Genomic DNA, 24,473 nt, shown 5'->3' on the forward strand with positions numbered 1-24,473 from the left:
TGACTGTGCCGAAACGACGTCAGAACCCAAAAAGACCGCCCTCCCAGTTCCTCACCCACTCGGCTACAGTATTTTTAAAACCGCTCTAACCTGCTTTAACCGTCGTGCGACTGGTCCTCAGAGGACACAGTCGCGGTCCAAGAAGGCTAATCTACACATCGCACACCTTCGCGGCGTGCCGGAGAGCTAAGATCGGATCATCCCACGTGGGGATAAATTCCTGGGCGACGTAGCCAGTGTAACCGGTATCTAAGATAGCACGGAGGATGGGCGGGTAATTGATTTCTTGATGATCATCCAACTCACCACGACCGGGGCAACCTGCGGTGTGATAATGGCCGATGTAATCCTTATACATCTTGATACGGCGGATGACGTCGCCGTTCATGATCTGGACGTGGTAGATGTCGAAGAGGAGTTTGAAATTCGGTGAACCCACGGCTTTCACCAGCTCGATGCAGAAATCCACATTGTCGCCGAAGTAGCCGGGATGGCCTTTCATGGGATGCGTGTTATCGCGTGAGTTCAGGTGTTCCAGTACGAGCGTGATCTTCTTTTTCTCGGCATGGCGCATGACCTCTTTCCAGCAGTTGATGCAATTTTTGGCGCCTTGTTCAGGGTCGATCACAGCTTCGCGCATGCCGGTGAAGGTGATGACGTTCGGTGCGCCGATGTCAGCGGCAAGGTCGATGCGTTCGAGCAGTAATTTTTTTACTTCATGATGATTCGCCGGGGTGTAAGGGCCTTTCGCGAAACCGTGGCTGCCGACAAGGGATATCTTCAGACCGAGTTCTTTCACCATAGAATAAGAATCGATGCTGATGCCTTCCATGGCCACGAGGCCGATCTCTTTGCAATGCTTCGCCAGTTCCTTTTCCGGCATCGGTTTGAAGCACCAGCCCATGATGGACTGGCGGATGCGGCCTTTTTCGATGCGGTATTTGGGATCAATCTGCGCGGTGGCGGGAACAGCTTGGACCTTGGATGTCACAGCGGCCACGCCGCCATAGGTCGCCGCGAGTGCACCGGTCTTCAGGAAATCACGGCGGCTGGTGCTGCCTTGGGAAAGGCGATCTGGCTGGGTGGCTTTCTTCATAAAGGATGAGAGTGAAAATAGGGGCAGAGTAGGGGAAATGGAAGAGGGGAATTATGAATGCTGAGGTATGAATTATGAAGTGAGAAGGGTTCAGGTAAGCGGTGGGGAGATATATCTTTAGACAGCGGACAGGCGTAAAAAGGGCAAAAATGTCCGAAATCAGTTTTTGACAGGGCAGAAATGGCGTTTATGGTTCGCGGTTCATTTATGAAGTTCATTCATATTGCAATGAAGCGGACGCTGGTCGCTGCCGGGATGTTGGCAGCGGTGTCAGGCGTGTTATCCACCTCGGCGATGGCGCAAGCGGCTGCGGCCGCAGCTCCGGCAGCCGTAGCGAAGCCTGCTCCCAAGTGGGAAGGCAGCGCTGGCCTTGGCGTGACGCTCACGCAGGGCAACAGCGATACCGTGATGTTCAATGCGCGTCTGCAAGGCATGCGCAAGTGGGAGCAGAACGAACTGAACCTCGCGGCGGATGCGACGTATGGCGAGGCGAACAGCGTGAAGAACAACGATTCTTTCCGCTTCTCGGTGCAATACAACCGCCTCTTCAATGAGAACCTGTATGGTTATGTGCTCGCGGATTACCTGCATGATGACATCGCGGATGTTTCCTACCGCGTGAATGTGGGTCCCGGTCTCGGCTACTACTTCATCAAGAGCGAGCGCACCGTGCTGAGCGCAGAAGGTGGTCCGACGGTGGTGTTCGAGGACGTGGGCGGCCAATACAAGAGCTACCTGACGGCGCGTATTGGCGAGAAGTTCCAATACAAGATCAGCGATCGCGCGCGCATCTGGCAGAAGGCGGAGTTCTTGCCGCAGGTGGATGACTTCAATAACTACCTGTTCAACTTCGAGATCGGCATTGAGACGGACATCACGAAGTCCGTGAAGCTGGAGTTCTATATCGTGGACAACTACGACAATGAACCGGCTGCTGGTCGCAAGAAGAACGACATCAAGTTCGTGGCGGGTGTGAAGTACAAGTTTTAAACAGGGACTGTAGATAAAAGACCCCGCCTCAGGAGTGAGGCGGGGTTTTGTATTTTATGAGTATTGCTGAAGTGGTTATTTGCCTGATATGCCGAGGGTTTTCAATTCACGATCGGTGATGAGCAAGGTCAGGTGATGTTCTTGGGTGAGTTTCTTTGATAAAGCCTGTCGCTCGGGTGATTTGGAATATTCGATGAGGAGGACGGGTTTTTGTTTCGCGGTCATCTTTTGCAAGTAACCGAGAATGTAAGCGGAGCTGTCCTTTGGCTGGAGTTTGTCGCCGTTGGTGAAGAGGTCTTCGATGCCGATGGCGCTGATGGTATCGAGGAAATCGGCGTGGGCGAGAAGTTGGGAGCCGTTCTGGGGGATGACGAGGGCTTGTGGGTTCTTGACGCGGGCACGGGCGGCGATTGCTTTGACCCAGTCCACCATGTCGCGCCGGTAGCTCTGTTTCGTTTCAGGATTGAGCCGGTCATCGATGAATTTTTTGCCATCGCGCTCGAAGTTTTCGAAGCCGTCCACGATGTCGAGGTAGATGCCATCGAAGCCGCGGGCTATGACGTCATCAATGGCGGTGAGCATGAGTTGCTGCCATTCGGGGTGCCAGTAGTGGACGCGATAATTGCCTTTCCAATCAGGGTTCTCTTGTCCCAGCCATTTCGGTGCAGCGGAGGTGAGTTTCTTGCCGGTGCCCCATTCCTTGCGCCAATAGGGGCGATAGTCTTCCGCTTCACCGATGGATAGATAGGCGATGATTTTGCGGGCAGGATGGTTTTTACGAATGGCGTCGAGGTCGGCGCGTTCCCATGGAGAATCGCTGCTGAAGACGGCGTCGAGGACGATCCAGTCGCGATCACAGGCAGTGAGTTTTTCAGCGGCAGCGGATTTGGTTTTGGCGAATGAGTCGGCTTGGAGGATGTAGGCGAAGGAGGTGGGGGTGGATTGGGCAGAGGAAATTTGGGCAAAGAATAAAGGCGCAAGGAGAGTTAGGAAGAGTCGAAGTTTCATCGGATTCAGTTAGGCGGACTTTCCTTGGGATTGATTGCGAGATTGTTCAAACTCTTTCTTAAGCCTGCTTATCAAGTCGTTGCCGACGGATTTGTCGCATGAACTCCATTTTTTTGAAGTGACGAGCCAGTGCCAGAATTGGTAATCGGCGGTGGAAGGTTCGAAGGAAATAAAACCGTCCCAGATACCGCTTTCTCCTGATCCGCCTGCTTGCATGACGATTTTCCCGTCATCCTCAATGCGGGAGATGCCTGGGTGGTGGAAAAGCGAGTCACGATGATGCGCCTTAGGAATATCGGTCCAATTAACTCTCAAGGAATTGGTGGCTGAAATCAGATTTTCCTGTCGAAAAATAGCTTCTATTAAGCGTTCTGCTTGTTTGCGTGTGACCGTCCCCATGCGCAGGTTATTATGAATGACGCGGTGGAGGGTGACTTCCCATTCATCTTCCCAATACTGTTCCAAGTACAGAGAGGGACTTTCGCCATCTTGTTCTTCTGGCAATATGTTGAGGGACTTGCCTGGACCGATGAAGCTGGCGAAAATTTGACGAGCCTCCAGTTCAGTGACTGTCTTATCAACATGCCAAGTTTCCCATTCTTTGAAGTTTTCAGTGGGATTAAAATAGGAAATTCTCATGGGATACGTTGGTATTGGACTAGTCTCTTTTTATTGGTGTCTCATTCCCTTCCCGATAAGCCGAGGCGCGTTCGTATTCTAACGGGCGGATCTCGTAGAAGAGGCCGCATTGCATGCAGGGGTTTTGAGACGCGAGTTGGGAGGCTTCGTCCAAACTGTTTGCCACGATGAACCAGTAGCCGCCGATGATCTCTTTGGTCTCGCCGTAGGGTCCATCCGTGATGCCCTTGGTGGAGACGGTCTTGCCGGTGTTCGCGAGGCGTGTGCCGGACTTCATCTTGCCGTCCTCGATCATCTTGGTGATCCACACGTAGAAGTCATCAATGGCGGTCTGGATGCGTTCGGGCGGGAGGTTTTTATCCCATTGGCCACGAGAGATGACGAGGTATTCGGTGGAGAGATCGGCCTTGCTCATTGAGAAGAGGATAGCAAGGGAGGGGGAAGTTTGAAGGGGGAAAATGCAAACGTCCAACTTCCAACTCTCAACGTCCAACGTTCAGAGGGGGGAGTCGAGGCGTCAAGCCGCCTCGGGCGGAAAGCGGAGGCAAGCCTCCACACTCCAAATGGGGGGCGCCGACTGATGTCGGCGGCTGCGAAGTTTGAGTGAATTTTGTCTCCATGTAGCGCATATAGCGCATGGAGGGCTAACGGTGGAAGGGGAAGGATGGCAGAGTGGGCGCATGAGAAAGGCGGAATTTTGTGACGATATAGCCGATGTAGCCGATGGAAGGCTAACGTCAGCGGGGAAAATGTGGGAAGGTGGACGCAATGAATGAGAGGTGGAGAGTCTTGCGGGTGTAAACGGAGATGAGCAATATGAGGAATAGCGGAATGGGAAAACATCGAACATCCAAGCCGGTTGCACCGGCGGGCCAATATATCCAAGGTCTGATATTGAGAGATGGGGGCACCCCTCACCCCGGCCCTCTCCCCTCCGAGGGGCGAGGGTGGTGGAAGCCTCAGGGCATTTACGCGGTGCTGGTGTGGTGGGTAGTTTTGATGAGTTGCGTCAGCGGGTTTGGCATCGGGCAGGGGACGGTGCAGCCGGTGCCGGAGTGGATTGGGAGCGTTGGTGCAGAGGAGCAGATTTATTATCGTAAGGTGGTGAAGGTGCCGGAAGAGTTGTTACGCGGGATTCTGCTGGTGGCAGTGGAGGGGGAGGCGACGTTGTTTGTGAACGGACAGAAGGCGGGAGCGACATCGCAGCGGGAGAGGGCGGAGAGTTTTGAGGTGACGCGGTTTCTTCACACGGGAACGAATGTGTTGGCGTTTTCGGTGAAGGGTTCAGGGAAAGCGCCGAAGTTGGCGGTGTTGTTTGAGACGACTTCGCATATGGGGGAGCAGGCGTGGGTGATCTCGGATGCGTCATGGAAGGTGAGCGGGAACCCATCGGCGAAGTGGAATGAGGTGGGATTCAATGATGTGGCGTGGAGTGCGGCGAAGAGTTTTGGGTCGATGGAGGCGAAGGATAATCCGTTTGATCCGGCGAAGGCGTTTGATGCGTACAACAGTTGGAAGCTGGCGAGTGGGGCGAAGCTGGCGACTGATCCGGCGACGTTCCGGGTGCCTGAGGGGTTTCGCGTGGAGTTGTTGCGGTCGGCGTTGCCGGAGGAGGGTTCGTGGGTTTCGATGGCGTTTGATCCGCAGGGGAAATTGACGGTGGCACGAGAGAAGCGAGGGCTGTTGCGGATGACGATCGGAGCGACGGCGGTGGAGAGCGTGGAGGTGATCGAGGATTCACTGCTGGAGTGTCGCGGGCTGCTGTATGCGCACGGGGCGCTGTATGTGAATGCGAACAACAGCAAGGCGTTCGTGCGGCTCCGCGATACGGATGGCGACGGGAAGTTTGATGAGACGAAGGAGCTTTTGCGCACGGAGGGAACGGTGGGGCATGGGCGGAATCATGCGGTGCTGGGACCGGATGGAGCAATCTATCTGGTGCACGGAAATGATGTGCGGGTGGCGACGAACTCGCTGAGGTGGCCGCAGCCGTATCAGGATTATCAGGTGGATCAATTGATCGAGTGTCCGTGGGATCCGTATATGTTCGATGCGCAGAATACGCCGCCAGGCGGGCACATCCTGAAGACGGATGCGGAGGGGAAGGAGTGGACGCTCATCGCGGGCGGGATGCGGAATCCGCTGGACCTCGCGTTCAATGAAGCGGGAGAGATGTTCACGTTTGATGCGGATAATGAAGGAGATCTGGGGTGTCCGTGGTATCGGCCCACGCGCGTTTTGCACGTGATTCCGGGCGCGGAGTTTGGGTGGCGTCGCGGAACGGGGATGTGGCCGGAGTATTCGCCGGATGCGCTGCCAGCGGTGGTGAATATCGGGGTGAGTTCACCGACGGGCATTGAGTTTGGTACGAGAAGCAAATTCCCGGCGAAATATCGGAAGGCGTTGTTCATCAGTGATTGGTCTTACGGGCGGGTGCTGGCGGTGCATCTCAGTGAAAAGGGAGCGAGTTATGCGGGCGCGACGGAGGAGTTTCTGGCGGGGCGTCCGCTGAATGTGACGGATGTGAAGTTCGGGCCGGATGGCGCGATGTATGTGCTGACGGGGGGACGGGGGACGCAGTCGGGACTCTATAGGGTGAAATACGAGGGGCAGGCAAGGGGCGAAGTCCTAAGCGCGAAGGGCGATGAGACCGCTAAACTTAGGGAAGTGCGCAGGGAGTTGGAGGGGCTTTACTCGAGGGGGAATACTGTTTCTTCAGAGGAAGTCGTGAAGAAGGCTTGGGCGTATTTGGGGCATGAGGATGTGTTTGTGCGGTTTGCGGCTCGGACGGCGGTGGAGCATCAGCCGGTGGGATTGTGGGCGCAGAGAGTGTTGAGTGAAAAGGGTGTTGAGAGTGGATTGAATAGCGCGATGGCGTTGGCGCGATTTGGTGGCAAAGAACATTTGGAGCCGTTGATGCGGAAGATGGAAGGATTTGAGTGGGAGAAGTTGAGCGCGGAGCAGCAGTTGGTTTTGTTGCGCGCGTATGCGGTGGCGTTTAGTCGCATGGGGGTGCCGGGGGCAAACAGCGGCGGGCGCTTGATGGCGGCGATGGAGGAACGGTATCCGGTGAAGGACTGGAGGGTGAATAACAAGTTATGCGAGCTGCTGGTGTATCTGGGCGCGCCGGAGACGGTGAAGCGGACGATACCTTTGCTGAGTGCTGCGACGGAGCCGAATGATCGGCTGAATTATTTGTTCTTCCTGCGCAATGTGACGAGTGGTTGGACGGTGGCGGAGCGGCGAACGTATTTTGAGGCGTTGAATCGTGCGGAGGAGTTTTCGGGCGGGAGATATTATGGGTTCTCACTGCAGACGATCCGTGCGGAGGTGACGGAGCAGTTGACGCTGGCAGAAAGGTCGGCGCTGGCGGATGTGTTGCTTGCGCCGGTGAAGGAGAAGTTGCCGGAGTTGCCTCCTGCGCAATTCGTGAAGGAGTGGAAGATGGAGGAGTTGCTGCCGATGCTGGGTGAGGTGGCGAAGGGGCGGTCTTTTGAGAATGGGCGCGCGGCGTTTAGGCAGGCGCAGTGCGTGGCGTGTCACCGGTTTTCGTCAGACCGTGCGATGGGTGGTAGCGTGGTGGGGCCGGATCTGGCGGGGGTAAGTGGCAGGTTTCCGCGGGCGGATATGTTGGATCACATCATGAATCCATCGAAGGTGATCGATGAGAAATTCCGGCTGACACGGTTCAAGCTGCGGGATGGTGAGATGATCGAAGGAACTTTGGAACGTGAAGAGGCGGGGACGATGTTTGTGCGGGCGAATCCGCTAGCGAAGGAACTGACGACGGTGAAGCGCGCAAATGTGGTGAGCGTGGCGGAGTCGCGAATGTCGGCGATGCCGGAGGGGTTGCTGAATGTGTTGAAGCGGGAGGATGTGCTGGATCTGCTGGCGTATTTTGAAGCGGAGGGGAATTCTAAACATACAGTGTTCAAGAAATGAAAAACATTGCCGGAATTTTAGAAACGGGTGAAATGGACGGCATCAAATCCATGAAAACGACGTTGCTTACTTTATTCGCGGTGACTGCTTTTGCATGTTTCTCCATAGCGCAAACAAATGCGCCGGTGGCAGAACGCAAACCTTCGGATGGGCCTTTCCAACCGCAAGTGATCAAGCCCGGTGGTATGATCATCCCGCTCTACAAGCCGGATTCGCCGTTGCTGAAGAAGGAGCGCATCCATGAGGCGGAGAAGTATAATTCGCAGGGGAACAGCAAGAGCATCATCAATGTCATCAACATTCACAATCCGTCCATCGAGGTGCATCTGGCAAAGGATCGTTCGCTGAATGGTGCGGCGATGATCGTGGCGCCGGGTGGCGGGCATAAGATTTTGTGGGTGGGGCCGGAAGGTGCGGATTACGTTGAGACGAATGACAAGCTGGGTGTCTCGACGATCATCTTGCGCAATCGTTTGCGCGTGGATGGTTACGAGCCGACGACGGATGCGGTGAATGATGCGCTGCAGGCGATCCGTATAGTGCGCTCGAAGGCGAAGGAGTGGAATCTGGACCCGAACAAGATCGGTATCGTGGGTTTTTCAGCGGGTGCGGAACTTTCATCGCCAGCGGCGTTGTTCTTCGAGGAGTTTGAGAAGAAGAACAATGACCCGAGCGATCCGCTCTCGAAGTTTTCAGCACGCCCGGATTTCGTAGGAGTGATCTATCCGGGACCGACGCCGTTCACGAAGGCGCCGGAGACGGCGATTCCCGTGAATGTGCCGCCGAGCTTCCTCGCGTGCGCGGGCACGGGTGACAAGGGGCATACGATCTGGGCGGTGGATTATTTCAACGCGATGCTAAAGGCGAATGTGCCGAATCTGGAGATGCACATCTATGGTCGCGGCGTGCATGCGGTGAAGCGGAGCAATGCGCCGGATGCAATCCCATACGCGAAGTGGTTCGACCGATATGTTGAGTGGTTCACGGACTTGGGCTTCTTGGGCAAACCGGGTGAGGAGACGAAGGCCGCGAAGGAAGTCGCGGCCTACGCCAAGAAAGTGAAGAAATAATTTACTGCGCAGTAAATTTACGGAGCGGCCACGTCAGCCAAACTGAACTGGCCGCTCTTTTCATTCATGACCCATTCCTTACCAGCTGGTGCTTTTGGCCATTCAGGCAGACCCAAGGGATAATTCGGATCTTTCCACGCTTTGAGTTCATCCAAGGTCGGGATGCGATTTTTCTGCGAGATGTAATTCTCGGCGAACCAATCGAGATGTTCGATGATCTTGGCGATGTCTTTTTGTGAATAAGCGGCTGGATCGGTGGAGGAGAGAACATTTTGCGCTACGGGAGCAGCAGTGTTTCCGGGAGCGGTTGCTGGTGCCGCTGGTGCAGGGATCAATGAGATTGCTTCTGCAGGAGCAGGAGTAGGAGCGGGTGCCAGGTCTTCAGTCTCAGAGCTGCAAGCAGTGAGAGCAAGCAGACTCAGAGTGACACACATCAGAGCGGGACGATTTGATAGCAAAGAGAGTTTCATAATCTCGAGTGAATGGGTATCCCTCGGTGTGATCAGTCCTTCGGATTGATGGTCCAAGCACCGGATTGTTTGTTCAGATCGGTCGTGGTGATGGTCTTGGCGGGTGGTTGGAATTCCGCATGGGCATCAGCGTAGAGGTAATTGTAACCACTGTTGTGATAGAGAGAGAGGCCGATGGTACCATTCTGCTGGTTGGGGTGGTCGGTGGTGGCACCGTTTTCGTTGCCGCCATATTGCACATGGCTACCGGTGCTGACGCGTTCCACGACCAGGATGGTTTCCGGCTGGTTCTGGATGAGCGTGGTACGCACCGCAGCTTGGCGGCTCGGCCATGGTTTTGTATTCGCTGTGGAATCTCCGCCATACCATGTGTCTGCACTGTTCCAGGAGGTATGTGCGGGAGTAGTTTGACGCCAGAAAACTCCGATGCCGCATTTGTTCACCGGGCTGGGCGGCCAAGTTTCTGCTGCGGTGGCAGCGTAAGTCCAGGTAACGGTATCACCGCGTTGATGCGTAGGCAGGGAATAACTGCGGAAGGAACGTATGGGGTTGGATACGCCGCCATTGGCAAAGATGCGCTCGACCTTGTCGGAAGGGCACGTGATGGCTTTCACCTGCGTGATTTTTTGTTGTGTGCTCGAGAGAAGTTGTGTGGGTGTTTCGTAGCCTCCCAAGTAAGGAGAAAGCAGGTCATCCCACGTGACGTCGTAGTTGTTGTGCTGGCGCAGCACTGCATAGGGCAGTTTCTCCGCGCTGTCAGTGGTATACATGCCTATGCCCACGCCTTGCTGTTTCATGTTGCTCAGGCATTGGGTGATCTGGGCGCGCGTTTTGGCCTTGGCGAGAGCGGGGAGCAACATGCCCGCGAGGATTGCAATGATGGCGATGACCACGAGCAGTTCAATCAAGGTAAAACCGGAGACTGCCCGTGACGACAGGTGTCTTTTATTCGTCATAAAAGTGAATTGGTATTTAATGACAAATGGCGGAAGAATCTGTTTTCTTAGCAATGATGCGGGTACGCTCTTTGGGTGATACGGAGATTAGTTCGTCCAAATAGCGGACATGTAAAAATAAAAAAGGCGGCCTGCAGAATGCAGGCCGCCTGTCCTAATGTAATTAATGGAGAGTTTGTTTTAGAAATACTTCGTCACACCGGGTGAAGCCATCGGAGGCACATCGAGTTTCATATCCCACGCAAGATTTTTCGGGAACAGGTCTTCTTGTGAGTTGATCGCCATATCCCAAGTGATCTCCTGACCAGTATAAGCGGACATACGGCCCATGATCGCCATGATGCAGCTCTTGATCATCCAATCGCCGTCATTGCAGACATTGCCGGAGCGGATGGAGGCGAAGAGTTCGTCGTGTTCGTTCTGATACATGTCGCCCTTCTCGCCGGTGTAGCGCCAGACAGGTTTGCCGCTCGCGTCAAAGATCTCGGGGGCGGTCTTGCGGCCGATGATGCATTTGCCTTTATTGCCCTGGATGTAATCGGCGTGTTCTTTGTAGGAATGATCCTGATACTTCGTCTTCAGCATCGTGCGACGGCCATCGGCGTATTCCCAAGTGACGTCGAAATGGTCATAGATGTTGCCGAAGGAAGGCACCTGGCGTCCACCGGAGGCAACGCATTTGATGGGGGCCACGTCCTTCATGATCCAATTGATCTTGTCCACGCTATGGACGGCCACTTCCATCATCCAATCGCCGGAGAGCCAGAGGAAGTTGGACCAGTTATTGAGCTGCCATTGCAGGTCGGTCCATTCGGGCTTACGGGTGCCGGGGAATTTCGTGGAGAGCGTGCCGCCCATGCGAGTGGAATAAACGGAAAGGACATCGCCAATGGAACCGTCGTGAACGCGTTTCATCGTTTCACGGAGCGTGTTGTCGAAGCGGAAGCAAAAGCCTGCGCGCAGGGCGAGTTTCTTCTGTTTGGCGAGTTCGACGGATTTCAACACAGAACGGATACCGGGGCCGTCAATAGCCATGGGTTTCTCACAGAAGACGTGTTTACCGGCCTCAATCGCAGCGGCGAGATGGCGTGAACGGAAACCGCCGGGAGCGGCGAGTAGGACGACATCCACGCCACTATCGATGACTTTTTGGTAAGCATCCAATCCGGTGAATTTCTTGTCCGCATTTACCTTCACCTTTTCGCCGTGCTGCTTGGCGAGGCCTTGCAGGGATTGCTCCAGCTTGTCGGCGTAGATATCGCCCATGGCCACGAGTTCCACATTGCTGTCCGCGCTCAAAGCCTGATTGGCGGCACCGCTGCCACGACCCCCACAGCCTACGAGGCCGATGCGCAGCTTGTCGCTGTTCGATGCGGCGCTTAGGATGGTGGGGAAGGCGAGGGCAGTCGCACCCAAGGTGGCGGAGGTCTTCAGGAAATTGCGGCGGGAAGTGTCAGTCGGGGTGTTCATAGTCAATTGGTTGGATTAAGTACAGCAAACACAACGCTGATATGGACGTCAATCGCAGGCTGTTCCATCAAAGAATTTTATCACGGTAATTTGCCCCAGATGTCTTCCATCAATTTGAAGACTTCGGGCTCGTGGGTTTTGAGTTCACCACGGTTGAAGGGGAAGAAATCGTTCATGCCGAAGTAGGATTCGGTCATCTCGGCGAAGAATTCTTTGTGATTGGTGAGGCCGTAATGGCGACGGGGATGGCCTTCGATGTAGAGGGAAGTTTCATATTCCGATTTCTGCCGCCACTTTTCCCATGCGGTCTTGATGCGAGGTTCTTCAAAGCCGAGGACGCGATCGTGGTAGGCATGGGCGAGTTCGTGAAGGACACACCATGGCTGGATGCGATGATGACGGAGGGCGGTGAAACCTTCGGCGGAAGGGATGTGTACGCACTTAGCGAGATTGGTGGAGTAGCCGTTCTCACGCAGCCAGCCGGAGCTGGGATGATACTGCATGTTGCCCAGCTTGCCATGGGTGAGATCGAGCCAGATGGGGACGGCGCGGAGTTTGGCGAGTTGGTTCGTGGGTGTGATGAGGGCGATTTCGTAGAGTGAATTCTCCAGCATCCGCAAGGCGCGCTGGCCGAGTTCTTTGTTGGATTCTTCCAGCAGGCGTTTGTCCACCTGCAAGGTCCAGCCTTCGATCTGGCGCGTTTCGTGAGCGGTGGGTTTGGCGGCTTCGTCGGCGCTGAAGGCGGCGATGGGCAGGCAACACAATGCGAGGAGAATTGAGAGGCGATAGAGCATGATCAATCCTGTTTCTTTTCTGATTTGACGGGAGTGCTTCTGGCTTCGGGCCTTTTCAAGGTCGGTGGGTCTTTTAACCAGCCGAGCGAGGTGAGGAATTTGTCGGTTTCCAGCAGCGTCTCATACCAATACTTGCTGTCTTCCTTGCCGTAGTTGAAGAAGCCGTGGCCTTGGCCTTCGTAGATGTGGGTGTCACAGCGAACCCCGGCCTTTTCCATGTTCGCTTTGAAGGTTTCCACGGTTTTCACAGGGATGAGATTGTCTTTCGAGCCGAGGAACACGATGGCCGGAGGATCATCCTTGGTGATGTTGTGAGCGGGGGAGAATTCTTTGTAGCGGTCGCCGACGCGATTGGCGCCCCAACCACCGGGGCCGTTATCGAAGACGGGATTGTAGAGGAGGAGGGCGTTAGATTTCGCGGAGATTTTCAAATCATCTTGCGGGTCATCGGTGCCATCCACCATGCCAACAAAGGCGGCGAGGTGGCCGCCCGCTGAGCCGCCACCGGAGGCGATGCGGTTTGGATCAATGCCGAGTTCCTTCGCATGCGAGCGTACCCAGCGCATCGCAGATTTGGCATCGTGGATGCATTGAGTGGGCGGCTCGTTGGTCTTTTTGTCGAGCAAGCGGTATTGTACCTGGATGCAGACGAGTCCGCGCGTGATGAGATATTCGCTATGCTCGTTGAATTGCGAGGGACTGCCACCGGTCCAGCCGCCACCGTGGAAGAAGACGGCAGCGGGGCGTTGATCGGATGATTTCCAATCGGCAGGTTTGAGGACGAAGAGTTTCAGTTCGCGGTCACCGATCTTTTTATAGATGTGGGATTCACCAACAGGGGGAGCGGCTTGGGTGATTAAATTGGACGAGAGTATGAAACCGAGGATGAGCAGGGTGAGGGCGGATTTCATTGTCTTATGGTGGCAGGATTTTGAGCGGAGGCACGCCTGTTTTTTTTGCGGTGGAAAAACATCGGGCTCATTTGGCTGCTGCCCGCAAAGACAGAAAAAAGAGAGCGAGCGAAGTTTGAAGGGATCAGTGCCTCCTCTCCCCGACCCTCTCCTCCAACTATCGTTGGAGGAGAGGGAGATAGAGCGTTTTGCTGCTTTCCTAAGCCATAGTCATTGCAGGGGCATTACCAAATGCGCCCAACAACATCACTGTGTCTGTGCGGGCAGCAACTTACTGCCGGCTGGAATCCGGCAGCACGGGGCTTAGGGCTTCGGCTTTTTGCCGACGCGGCTGACGCCGAGGCCGCCATCGACGGCAAGGATCTGTCCGGTGATGTAGCTGGAGGCTTCAGAGCAGAGGAAGATCGCGGAGCCTACGCAATCGGCGGCGGTGCCGAAGCGTTCGAGGACGAATTTCTGTTCGTAGTCGGCGACGCGTTCGGGAGATTTGCCGAGGCGTTCGTGGGTGAAGTCCGTATCAATGACGCCGGGGGCGATGGCATTCACGCGGATCTTTTGCGGCCCGAGGGCGACGCTCAGAGTTTTCACCATGCCGATCATCCCGGCCTTGGCGATATCATACGCGGTGCAGTCGTGATCTGCCTGCATGCCGCTGGTATCAGCGACAAGAACGACTGAGCCTGGATGGCCTTCTTCCCACAAGACTTTGGCGAATTCCTGGATGAGGAAATAGTTGCCCGTGAGGTGGAGGTCCATCGTGTTCTTCCAGCGCTGCATATTCATCTCGCGGAAGGGCACGTCGTAGAAGGAGCCGGCGTTGCAGACAAGCAGGTCCAGCTTGGACATGCGCTTGCGAGCGGCAGTGATGATGTCGCGCGGGGACATCACAGAGCGCAAATCGCCATTCACGTAAGGACAAGTGGGCGGGATGTCTTTCGGGCGATTCTTGGTGCCGTGAAAGACGACTTCGGCACCGGCTTCGTGCAAGCCCTTGCCGATAGCGAGCCCGATACCGCGTGACGAGCCGGTGACCAGTGCGCCGTGACCTTGCAGAGAGAACAAACTCATGAGTTCAACCGCTCTTATTTCAAGTTGGCGAGATACTCGATGACATCGCGCAAGTCCTGTTTGCTCAGGATGGTGCCGAGTTCGGGCAGCATGGAGGAGAGGCCTTTTTCGCGCTTGGCGATGTCTGTTTTCTTGATCTTCGTGGGGCCATCCTCGGGTGAAACGACGAGCAATTCAGTTTCGCTTTCCTGCTTGAGGATGCCCATGACGGTCGGGCCGCTCTTCAAAGTCACGACCACGTTTTCATAGCCGGGGGAGATGATGGAGTTCGGATGCACGATGGAATCCAGAATGAATTCGCGATCTTTTTGAGAACCGATCTTGCCGAGGTCGGGGCCGACATCGCCACCTTCGCCATTGATCTTATGGCAGCGGAAGCAGGCGGCTTCGGCGCGCTCGTAAAAGATCTCTTTGCCGCGGCGGGCTTCGCCGCCGTAGAGGACTTCACGGAAGCCGTAGAGGGTGTCCTTCTTGTTCTGCTTGGAGGTGTAGGCTTTCAAGGCGTCCTTCACTGTTTGTGCCTTGCGGCCTTGGGCAGCTGAGAGGACATCGAGTTGGATCTCACGCGGCACGGAACCGTCTTTCAGTTTGCCGAGCCAGATGACGACGAGGGCATCGGCCTCTTCGCTCTGGATGCCGGAGAGGGTTTCCAAGGCGGCTTGCTGTTCGCCCACAGAGCCTTGCTCCAAGGTGGTGGCGATGGTCTTCATCATGTTCGGACCGGCCATGGCGGTGAGGAGGCGGCTGCCTTCGCGGCGCAGCATCTGTTCCTTGTCTGCACGAGCGATCTGGATGCTGTCGTTGAGTTTGGAATCTTTCAATCCGGCGAGGGCGCGCAAGGCGGCCACGCGGACATCCACCTTGAGTTGGCTATCAGCCACGAGGCTGCGGAGGGTTTCACCGGCTTCTTTCATCTCCAATTTCTCGATGGCGATGATGGCGGCGATGCGCACATTGTCATTGGTCGCATTCAACAAGCCTTTCCAGGTGGACTTGAGCGCTTGTTTTGCAGGAGCGGCATCGCGGTTAGCGATCGGGCGCCAGAGGCCGGTGATGCGATCGCGGCCACCGGGCTTGGCCCAGTCGCCAAGGAACTCAATGCCTTCGACGCGGACGGCTTCGCTCACGTTATTCTGCGCGACCAAGGTGGAGATGGCTTGGGCGTTGCTGGATTTGCCGAGGCGGAAGTTGGCGTTCATCGCGCGGCGCAGAATCGGGTCGGATGCCTTGGCATCCTTGGTCAATTCGGCGAGTTGCGGCATGGCGTCATTGATGGGGACGTCATTGATGGCACGGGCGGCTTCCAGGACAATGAGGTTGTCGCGCTCTTTCAGGAACTGGGCGACATCGGGGCTTTCCAATTTGCGCATGCCGAGCAGGGCGGCGATGCGGACGGAGGGGGAGTTATCCTTCGCGGCTGCGTCGAGGCCTTTGCCGCCGTCGATGGCGAGCAGGGCCATCATGCACGCATGACGGAGATACGGATCGCGTTCGCCGTTTTCACGGGCGACGTTGAGGATGCGTTCGATGGCGCGGGTATCGCCATAACGGCCAGCGGCTTGAACGGCGAAGTAACGGACGCGGGCGTCGGAGTCCTGGAGCAATTGCATGAGGGCGTTAAAGGCGCCTTCATAACGGGCGATGCCCATGACACGAGCAGTCTGCGCGCGGACTTCGGGGTCTTTATCCAAGATTAACGGAACGAGTTCCTGTACGTGATCGAGTCCAGGAGTCTGACCCATCTGAGCGATGGCCCAGAGCGCATGAACGCGGGTCATCTGGTTGCGGCTCGTCTTGGCGGCGATGATCAAGGCATCAAGCGGTTTGCTGAAGGGACGAAGGAAACGGGTGACTTTCGTCTTTTTGAATTCCTTGTCACGCGCTTCTTCGGCGATGGCGTATTGAGCGGCGAGACGCACCCGCTGGTCTTGATGGCCGAGGAGGTTGATAAGTTCATCATCGCTACGACCGCGCATGCCAGCGGCGAGAATGGTCTTCGTATCCGTAACGGCATCGCTGCTGTCCACTTCGGGATCGTGAAGGCGGTAGATGCGGCCTTTGCCGGTCTTTTCCCAGCCACTGACCCAATCGAGCACGTAGATGCCGCCACCGGGAGCGAAGTCCACATCAGTCGGATACATGCCCCAGATGAGTTTGCCATCCATCTTATCCAGCGTGTTATCCATCAAGTAATCCTTGGGATTGTTCACGAGATAAGAGGCACCGAAGGGACGCATCTTGAAGTAACGCACGCCACCGGGGAAATCCGCGTAGAAGAATGTGTCCTTATACTTATCTGGCAGACCGGTGCCGGGATAATAGCTGATACCAGCGGGGCCGTGGCCGATGTGCGCGGCAGCGGGCAGGATGTAGGCAGCGGTGTTGCGCGGTGGGAGGTCCCAGAGTTTTTCGGAGTTCCACGCGCCGAGTTTGGGCAAGTGCTGCCAGCCATAGCGCCAGCCGTAATCGGCACCTTCCACAATGTGGGTCCAGCGGGCCTTGTCGCCGCCATCAGCATTGTTATCACCAGTGAAGAGGTTGCCGTATTGATCGAAGGCGAGTTCCTGCGGATTGCGTAGACCGGTGGCGACGACTTCGAAGTCTGTGCCATCAGGATTGCAACGGAAGACCGCCCCGGTATCGGGCAATTCGATCTTCTTGCCTTCCTTGGTCTCTACGTGTGTGCCGCGATCTGCGATGGTGAAGTAAAGTTTGCCATCGGGGCCGAACTTCAAGCCGTGCATGTCATGACCGCCGTAGGCAATGTGTACGCCGAAACCGCTGAGCAGGGGAACACGTTCCTTCGCCTTGCCGTTCTTATCGACGCCTTTCAACAGCCACAGATCAGGGATGCAGGTGAAGTAAACGTCCTCACCCTTCACGGCGATACCAGCGGCCACGCCAGAGACGAGCGTATTGAAACCTTCAGCATAGATGCTGGATTTATCCACCTTGCCATCGCCGTTCGTATCTTCGATGAGGCGGATGCGCTCGGATTCGACTTCGAGATCTTTCCAGTCGAATTTGCCGTCGTTGTTGCGGTCTTTGATGATGTCCTTGGGGAGGGCAGTATTATCTGGAACGAGCTTCTCTTTCAGGAAATCGATGCGGTCTTGGACGGTGCGGAAGGAGAGGTCGTTCTCGGTCCAGTCGCGGTGCTTGCGGATGTCGTAAACGGAGGTGCGACGGCGGCCGGTCTCGACGACGTAAGCGCGGCCCTTGTCATCGAAGGCGAAGCTGACGACGTCCTGGATGTCCGGTTCGGCAGCGAAGACATCGATCTTCAAGCCGGGCGTGATGCGGAACTTCTTCATCGCCGTTGCCGGGTCGTCGGCCAGCGAGACGCCTTCGGGATATTTGTCATCTTTCGTGCCGTCCGCGGCGTGAAGCGGCGCAATAGGAACGAAAGAGGTGAACAATGTCGCCGCTAGGCAAGCGGTGAGGGAACGATGGATCGGCTTCTGCATGGCGGGCCAAGAGTAACGAAATGTCGGCGGGAGGCAAGACCCGGAGGAGAGACGTCAATGCTTCTCCATCAGGATGCTTTGGTCTAGCATTTGAATGGTGTCCCCACCAGGAATTGAACCTGGATCAACGGTTTAGGAAACCGCTGCTCTATCCATTTGAGCTATGGAGACAAACTATTGCAAATAAGCCACTTGCAACTCGTTTAAACCAGTGGAAATTTTGCACTTGTCACCTATTTCTGTAACCATAACGCTTTCGGCATGAAATCGGACTCCGAAAGCAAGGCCACTCGGGATGAACCCGAGTTTCAAAAGGTTGCTGAGTGCCTCTATCGCCATACTGGTAGCTCCATCTATTACGGGTTGGTGAAGAGAGGCGGCAAGCAGATTCGAAAATCCTTCAAAACCACCGACCGTAAGATCGCCGAACGCCACCTCGCCACCTTCCGCGAACAGGTGGCCAGACTCAGCCGCGTGGAAGGCATTGGCAAAATCTCTTTCAAACAACTGGCCGAACGCTGGCTCGAAACCATTCGATATGCCTTGAAGCCCTCCTCCCTTCGCCGACGCGAAACCAGCGTCGTCCAACTTAATCGCCATTTTGGTTCTCTACCCGTTCGCAATATCACCGCACAAACTTGCGATGAATGGATCGCGAAACGCGCAGGCACACGTAGCGCTTCCACCTTCAACAACGAGCGCGAAACCCTCCGGGCAATCTTGGACTACGCACAACGCGAGGGATTAATTCTCAATAATCCCGCGCAAGCCATTAAACGCCGTCGTTTGCAGAAAAAGGAAATCGTCATTCCTACCCGCGATCAATTCAGCCAATTGATTAAAGGCATCCGAGATTTGGACGTCCGCGCCCGTGACGCTGCCGATTTAATCGAACTACTGGCATACTCTGGCGTCCGGCTTGGTGAAGCTACCGCAATGCTTTGGCAGCATATCGACTTTGTGAGAGGTAGTTTCACCGTAACCGGCGGCGAAGAAGGCACTAAAAACCACGAAGCCCGCTCCGTTCCGCTCTTCCCCGCATTAAAGCAATTATTGGAGCGATTAATTCAAGAGCGCAATCCACAACCCGAAGACCGGATTATTCGGATTGATACGGCCAAGAAAGCGATGGCGTCCGCGTGCAAAGATCAATCGCTGCCTCATTTCACCCATCACGCCATGCGTCACTACTTCGCCAGCAATGCCATCGAGCAAGGTATCGACTTTAAAACCATTGCAGGCTGGCTTGGCCACAAAGACGGCGGCATACTCGTTGCCCAGACATACGGCCACTTGAGAGACATTCACTCTTTCGAAATGGCCAAACGCATGACTTTTACCGCATCGTCAAATGAGTAATTTATTACCAGTTAAATCCGCTGCTGAATTTTCTTTTGCGGCATTAATTCCAAAAACTGGCGAATTAACTGTCTCTCAGCAAGCTGGCGCACAAATCATCAAAGAGTTTGACGTGCTTTGGCGAGCATTCCCGCAGGAAGCGCAAGACTTCATCCTACGAGCAATGACTTCCTTCGGCTTGCCCGTCGATTACCCAAAGCTGCCTGTTTGGGGACAACGCGCCGCACACCATTTGTTCTTTTTATGTTATCCAACACTCAAGAATGTTGATTTGAGCAATCCCGATTCAGAAGCCTTCGGCAGGTTTACGGGACATTTGCTCGCGATCATCGGCCACGCGAAACAAGGGACTGCCATCTTTGCAAAGATCAGCGGGAAAGTTGAACAGGAAGTCCGAGATATGTTTCTTCGCATAGAAGTGCCCGTGAAAGTTTTAGCCAATGAGGGTATGAGTTTGCCCCCAGCGGAGGCCGCTAAATTCCTCAAGGGCTTGAATCACGCTTTCAGCCGTACTTTTGACGCAGTGGGGTGGCCTATCGGTTGGAATACCAGCAGCATGATTCAAATCTCCATTGCGATTGGCTGGCGTTACATAACCACCAATAAGCCGACCTTACCCCAGCTTCATAGGGAGCTGGCCAAATTTCTTGGCATTCAGGAAGTAGGCGACACTGACCGCCTTAAAAAGCTTTGTCACCGTCTTGGCTTACGCTTTGACGGAAGCAGTGACAAAGGGGGGACACCGATTATTTTGGATGTCCCTCCCCAAGTAGAGTCGATTCCAGATAGTAAGAGAGTCGCCCAGAGAATAATGGGCGATGTAGATGATCGAAAAAATTAAACTCGCACTGTCTAGGACCGAGGCCGCTGAGGCGCTCGGTATCAGCCCCATCACCATTGACCGCCTCACCAAGCGCGGTCTGCTTAACCCCTCACGAGCAACAAGGCGTCCGCTTTACTCCATTGCGGAAATCCAGCGCTTCCTCCGTGAAACCAGCTTCCCATTGGAAAGCTAACCACAAGGAAAGGTTGTCGCCATGGTTTCGCCACTCGAAACGTCCGCTTTGCCTCACGATCCCAAAGCGGAGAAACACGCACTCTCTCTCATCCTTCGGCTGATTTTCGAAGCCAATGAGACGGAAGCGCGGGCTTGTATGGGTTTGCTGGACGCAGGTTATTTCCACCTGTCCGGCAATCATGCGGTTTTTCACGCCCTGCAAAACTGTTTTCACACGGAAACCCTTCCGTCCGTGGAACCCCTTATTAACCACCTCGAAAACCAAGGGATGCTCAAGGACGAAGCCTTGGAATTGATTAATGGACTAAAGGACGCAAACCCGGACATTAATTCGGACTTTAATTCCGTCCGTGTCCGGTTGGAAACCGTCCAGAAACGCCGCCTGCTGGGGATTGCCGGACGCCAAGCCGTCCGCCTATCCTCGGACGAAAACCTCAAAGGCGGACAGCTTACGGACGCCGTTCGGACATTGGTGGACATGGTTTTGGTATCAAAGGCGGACAAACCATCGAAAAAGCTCCTGAATTTCCATTCGCAAGCATCCATCCGCTCATGGGTAGCACCGGACGACCTTTTTCTGGTCGGACAAGGATTAATCACTCGCGGGGAGGTTATTTTGATTGGTGGCGCTCCTGGCATCGGCAAAAGCCGTGCTGCCTTGGCACTGGCTGTGTCCGGCGCTACCGGACGCGACTGGTTCGGGCTTCCCGTCCGCAATCGTTTTCGGACGCTCATTATCCAATGCGAAAACGGACGCCACCGATTGAAATCCGACTTTGACGCTTTGGCGGACGCAGGAATTGATTTGGCGGACGCGGTTATGGTGACGGATTGCCCGGACGTCGGACTCAAATTCGCGTGTCCGGCATTCCGCGCTGAGGTTAAAGCGGAGATCGAGCGTTTTAAACCTTCGGTTGTCGTTGTTGATCCGTGGACAGAAGCCACGCAAGGCGACAAAAAAGAGGATTATCAAAACGCCCTCGCCAATATCCGCTCTTGCCTGCCCAAAGGAGATAACGCCCCGGCTCTAATCATCGTCTGTCATACCCGGAAACCACAAGGAGAGGAAAAGACCTCTGGACGCGGACTCTTGAACCTCATTGCAGGCAGCTACACCATCGGCAGTGCCGCCCGGACAGCCTTCGTCATCCAAAAAGCGTCCGATGAACCGGACGATACCCGTCGTGTCTGGACATGCTGCAAAGCAAACAACTGCGAAATGCCACCCGCTACCGCTTGGGATTGCTCAATCGCCAGCTTTGAGCCTTTGCCGGACTTCGATTGGACATCCTTCCAAGCAGGCGGCAAAACGTCCGGGCGTCCGGCTAAGGTAAGTGAAGAGGATATTCGGACGGTTTTGGCGGACGGACGCCGAGCGGCCAAGAAAGTGGTCGTTGATGAGTTGATGGAAAACTGCGATTGCGTCGCGAGCAATGCCTACGAAGCCCTGAAACGCTGTAGTCATCTGCTGGACACGGACGAAAACAGACTTCTCTACCTTAAAAGCTGATTCTCGAAATATTTCGAGAATTCCTGAAACTATTTCAGGAAAATTTTCCCGTTTCCCGAAACCCCTAGGGGTTTTTCATTTCGGGAAAACCGGTTTTCGCCGCAAAACCTCCCGCCTTTTCCAAAAACCGGTAGGAATTCCACTGGACCAAGTCTTTAGAACAGGGCAAAAAGACACAGCCACCGGCCTTAGAGGTTAAACAAGCCTGCAAACCCGCCGGACGGGAACCGGGACACAGCTTTAATAGCTTAGGGTTCGAGGTGGAGGTTGGGGACACATAATTAAAAGCCGTTCGTTGCTATTAATGTCAACCGAGGCAGATACGTGTCGTAAATTCGTCGTGCCGAAACTTTATTCGGCAGGGTGGAATGATGACCAAATAGGCGAACAACGCCCGTTTACGGACGGGCGAATCGTCGTGGCTGGCAAAATGGCTTGGCGACGTCCCCAGAAACGCGCTGATTACTTGCTCCGCTACCGGCAAAGCCTTCCCTTGGCAGTAGTTGAAGCAAAAGCTTCTCATAAGAACGCCGCCTCGGGACTTCAACAGGCGAAGGAATACGCCCAAATCCTTGATCTCAAATTTGCATACGCCACCAATGGCCACGAAATCATTGAGTTTGATTTCTTGAGCGGCAAAGAGTCGATCATCGAGGCATTTCCATCCCCTGAAAATCTTTGGAACCGTCTGCAATACCGTACCGGCTTAAAAGCAGAGCAACAGCAACCCCTCCTTACTCCGCCAAACCTTACTAACGGCAAAGATCCCCGTTACTATCAGCAGATCGCGATTAATCGCACTTTGCAGGCTATCGCCGGAGGAAAGCGCCGTGTCTTGCTCACCATGGCCACCGGCACCGGTAAGACCGTCGTAGCCTTCCAAATTTGCTGGAAGCTTTGGACTTCGAAGTGGAACGCCAAAGGCGATCCTACGCGCAAACCTCGCATTCTCTTTCTAGCAGATCGCAATTTCTTAGTAGATGATCCTAAAGACAAAACCTTTGCTCCCTTTGGTGATGCCCGTCACAAAATCGAAGGCGGCGATATTACCCACGGACGCGAGCTTTATTTCTCTACCTACCAATCCATTGCCAAGGACGCCAACCGCCCCGGCCTTTACAAAGAGTTTGCCCCTGATTTCTTCGATCTCATCATCATCGACGAATGCCACCGGGGAAGCGCCAAGGAAGAATCGAACTGGCGGGACATCCTCGAATATTTCACCTCCGCTTATCAAATAGGCATGACCGCAACGCCGTTGCGGGATGAAAACCGGGACACCTACCTTTACTTTGGCAATCCCGTCTATCAATACAGCCTCAAGCAAGGCATTGATGACGGTTTCCTTGCCCCTTACCGCGTCCACCGCGTCATTACGCAATGGGATGCCGCTGGCTGGCGTCCGAGCAAGGATGAGTTAGACCGCTACGGACGCGCCATCCCGGATGAGGAATACCGCACTGCCGATTTTGAACGCTTGGTTGCCTTACGCGCCCGGACGCAAGCCATTGCCAAGCATTTAACCGAATTCCTGAAAAAGACGGATCGCTTTGCCAAGACGATCATCTTTTGCGTGGACCAAGAGCATGCTTCGGAGATGCGCACGGCGCTGAATAATCTGAACAAGGACTTGGTAAAGGACTATCCGAATTACGTTTGTCGCGTGACATCAGACGAAGGCGACATCGGACGCGGACACATGGAACGTTTTCAAGACCCCGATACCAAAACGCCAACTATCCTTACCACCTCCCAATTACTCACCACCGGCCTAGACGCCCCTACGTGTCAGAACGTCGTTCTTGTTCGCATGGTGAATTCCATGGTGGAATTTAAGCAGATCATCGGACGCGGCACACGTGTCCGTGATGATTACGGCAAGCTTTGGTTCAATATCATCGACTATACCGGCACTGCCACGCGGAATTTCGCCGATCCTGCTTTCGATGGCGATCCGGCCTTTGCTTCTCAAGAAGAAATTGATGAGTACGGCAAGGTGAAGGAAACCGAAATCCTTACGCCCGAGGAACCGGAAGATCCAAGCGGTGAAATCAAAGAGCCGAAGGAACAGATCGAAATTGATTACCCGGCAGACAAGGAAAAGCGGAAATACTATTACGATGGCGGACAGGTAGAGATTGCTGCCGACCTCGTTTACGAGCTGGACGCGGACGGCAAGCAATTGCGCGTGGTGAAGCTGACGGAATACACCGGGGATAAAGTGCGTTCCATTTGCCCGAGCACGGTGGAGCTACGTGCCCGTTGGAGCGATCCCGAGCAACGCGCCGAGATGATTCAGCAGTTGGCCGAGCGCGGCATTGATTTCCAAGCCCTCGCCCTGCAAGCAGGCAAGCCCGAAGCCGATCCTTTCGATCTCCTTTGCCATTTAGCTTACAACGCGCCCATTTTGACTCGCCGCCAACGCGCCGACCGCGTGAAGAAACAGGAAACCAACTTCTTCGACGGTTATGGACCGGAAGCCAAGGCGATCCTCGGCGATCTTCTGGAAAAATATGCTGCCGATGGGGAGCTGCAATTCAGTTTACCGGACGTTCTAAAAGTTCCACCAATTTCACACTATGGAAATGTGAATGAGATAATTGGACGATTCGGAGGAACAGAAAAACTACGAAGTGCAGTTAACCAACTACAGTCACTGCTGTATGCTGCATAGACAAACGCAAACAATTTAAAGAGGCAAAGGT

Annotated in this window: 18 protein-coding genes and 1 tRNA gene; 7 read left to right on the forward strand and 12 right to left on the reverse strand. The window is 54.8% G+C overall.

Annotated elements, in window-relative coordinates; translation table 11 throughout:
- Nucleotides 1-151: 151 nt before the first annotated feature.
- Nucleotides 152-1,096 carry a TIM barrel protein gene (locus tag VGH19_02990; protein HEY1170314.1) on the reverse strand — a complete coding sequence of 315 codons (945 nt, stop codon included), beginning with the start codon at nucleotides 1,094-1,096 and terminating at the stop codon, nucleotides 152-154.
- 228 nt (nucleotides 1,097-1,324) lie between these two features.
- On the opposite strand from VGH19_02990, the gene VGH19_02995 reads away from it, so the two are divergent.
- Nucleotides 1,325-2,086 (forward strand): DUF481 domain-containing protein, encoded by a 762-nt coding sequence (locus VGH19_02995; GenBank protein HEY1170315.1) that lies wholly within the window; start codon nucleotides 1,325-1,327, stop codon nucleotides 2,084-2,086.
- Nucleotides 2,087-2,161: 75 nt separating this feature from the next.
- On the opposite strand, the gene VGH19_03000 is transcribed toward VGH19_02995, so the two are convergent.
- Genes VGH19_03000 through VGH19_03010 form a run of 3 tightly spaced genes read right to left on the reverse strand, consistent with a single transcriptional unit; the run spans nucleotide 2,162 to nucleotide 4,148 of the window.
- Complete coding sequence (locus VGH19_03000) at nucleotides 2,162-3,094, reverse strand: MJ1477/TM1410 family putative glycoside hydrolase (GenBank protein ID HEY1170316.1); 933 nt, start codon at nucleotides 3,092-3,094, stop codon at nucleotides 2,162-2,164.
- 9 nt (nucleotides 3,095-3,103) lie between these two features.
- Nucleotides 3,104-3,733: a hypothetical protein gene (locus VGH19_03005; GenBank protein HEY1170317.1), complete on the reverse strand. Its 630-nt coding sequence runs from the start codon at nucleotides 3,731-3,733 to the stop codon at nucleotides 3,104-3,106.
- Between the two features lie 19 nt (nucleotides 3,734-3,752).
- Nucleotides 3,753-4,148 (reverse strand): YciI family protein, encoded by a 396-nt coding sequence (locus VGH19_03010; GenBank protein ID HEY1170318.1) that lies wholly within the window; start codon nucleotides 4,146-4,148, stop codon nucleotides 3,753-3,755.
- A 416-nt stretch (nucleotides 4,149-4,564) separates the two neighbouring features.
- Between VGH19_03010 and VGH19_03015 the strand changes: the two genes are divergently transcribed.
- Nucleotides 4,565-7,675 (forward strand): heme-binding protein, encoded by a 3,111-nt coding sequence (locus VGH19_03015; protein ID HEY1170319.1) that lies wholly within the window; start codon nucleotides 4,565-4,567, stop codon nucleotides 7,673-7,675.
- Nucleotides 7,672-8,745: an alpha/beta hydrolase fold domain-containing protein gene (locus VGH19_03020; protein HEY1170320.1), complete on the forward strand. Its 1,074-nt coding sequence runs from the start codon at nucleotides 7,672-7,674 to the stop codon at nucleotides 8,743-8,745. Before VGH19_03015 ends, VGH19_03020 begins: the two co-directional genes overlap by 4 nt.
- Before the next feature lie 17 nt (nucleotides 8,746-8,762).
- On the opposite strand, the gene VGH19_03025 is transcribed toward VGH19_03020, so the two are convergent.
- From VGH19_03025 to VGH19_03060, 8 genes are all read right to left on the reverse strand, one after another.
- Nucleotides 8,763-9,215, reverse strand: coding sequence for a hypothetical protein (locus tag VGH19_03025; protein HEY1170321.1), 453 nt, complete (start codon nucleotides 9,213-9,215; stop codon nucleotides 8,763-8,765).
- 32 nt (nucleotides 9,216-9,247) lie between these two features.
- Nucleotides 9,248-10,171: a type II secretion system protein gene (locus VGH19_03030; protein HEY1170322.1), complete on the reverse strand. Its 924-nt coding sequence runs from the start codon at nucleotides 10,169-10,171 to the stop codon at nucleotides 9,248-9,250.
- Between the two features lie 180 nt (nucleotides 10,172-10,351).
- Nucleotides 10,352-11,641 carry a Gfo/Idh/MocA family oxidoreductase gene (locus tag VGH19_03035; protein HEY1170323.1) on the reverse strand — a complete coding sequence of 430 codons (1,290 nt, stop codon included), beginning with the start codon at nucleotides 11,639-11,641 and terminating at the stop codon, nucleotides 10,352-10,354.
- A gap of 80 nt (nucleotides 11,642-11,721) precedes the next feature.
- Entirely contained in the window at nucleotides 11,722-12,435 is a 714-nt protein-coding gene (locus tag VGH19_03040) for a metallopeptidase (protein HEY1170324.1), read from the reverse strand.
- A gap of 2 nt (nucleotides 12,436-12,437) precedes the next feature.
- Nucleotides 12,438-13,346, reverse strand: coding sequence for an alpha/beta hydrolase (locus tag VGH19_03045; protein HEY1170325.1), 909 nt, complete (start codon nucleotides 13,344-13,346; stop codon nucleotides 12,438-12,440).
- Between the two features lie 303 nt (nucleotides 13,347-13,649).
- Nucleotides 13,650-14,414, reverse strand: coding sequence for an SDR family oxidoreductase (locus VGH19_03050; protein HEY1170326.1), 765 nt, complete (start codon nucleotides 14,412-14,414; stop codon nucleotides 13,650-13,652).
- Between the two features lie 14 nt (nucleotides 14,415-14,428).
- Complete coding sequence (locus tag VGH19_03055; protein ID HEY1170327.1) at nucleotides 14,429-17,881, reverse strand: PVC-type heme-binding CxxCH protein; 3,453 nt, start codon at nucleotides 17,879-17,881, stop codon at nucleotides 14,429-14,431.
- 95 nt (nucleotides 17,882-17,976) lie between these two features.
- Nucleotides 17,977-18,052, reverse strand: a tRNA-Arg gene (locus VGH19_03060).
- A 90-nt stretch (nucleotides 18,053-18,142) separates the two neighbouring features.
- On the opposite strand from VGH19_03060, the gene VGH19_03065 reads away from it, so the two are divergent.
- The 4 genes from VGH19_03065 to VGH19_03080 all read left to right on the forward strand — a co-directional run bounded on the left by VGH19_03065 (nucleotide 18,143) and on the right by VGH19_03080 (nucleotide 24,442).
- The gene (locus VGH19_03065) at nucleotides 18,143-19,240 is read left to right on the forward strand and encodes a tyrosine-type recombinase/integrase (GenBank protein HEY1170328.1); all 1,098 of its coding nucleotides are present in this window, start codon (nucleotides 18,143-18,145) and stop codon (nucleotides 19,238-19,240) included.
- Entirely contained in the window at nucleotides 19,233-20,081 is an 849-nt protein-coding gene (locus tag VGH19_03070; GenBank protein HEY1170329.1) for a hypothetical protein, read from the forward strand. The genes VGH19_03065 and VGH19_03070 overlap by 8 nt, the downstream gene beginning before the upstream one ends.
- A gap of 196 nt (nucleotides 20,082-20,277) precedes the next feature.
- The gene (locus VGH19_03075; GenBank protein HEY1170330.1) at nucleotides 20,278-21,768 is read left to right on the forward strand and encodes an AAA family ATPase; all 1,491 of its coding nucleotides are present in this window, start codon (nucleotides 20,278-20,280) and stop codon (nucleotides 21,766-21,768) included.
- Nucleotides 21,769-22,072: 304 nt separating this feature from the next.
- The gene (locus VGH19_03080; GenBank protein HEY1170331.1) at nucleotides 22,073-24,442 is read left to right on the forward strand and encodes a DEAD/DEAH box helicase family protein; all 2,370 of its coding nucleotides are present in this window, start codon (nucleotides 22,073-22,075) and stop codon (nucleotides 24,440-24,442) included.
- Nucleotides 24,443-24,473 lie beyond the last annotated feature (31 nt).

It is taken from the genome of Verrucomicrobiia bacterium, assembly GCA_036405135.1.
Lineage (GTDB): Bacteria > Verrucomicrobiota > Verrucomicrobiia > Limisphaerales > JAEYXS01 > JAEYXS01.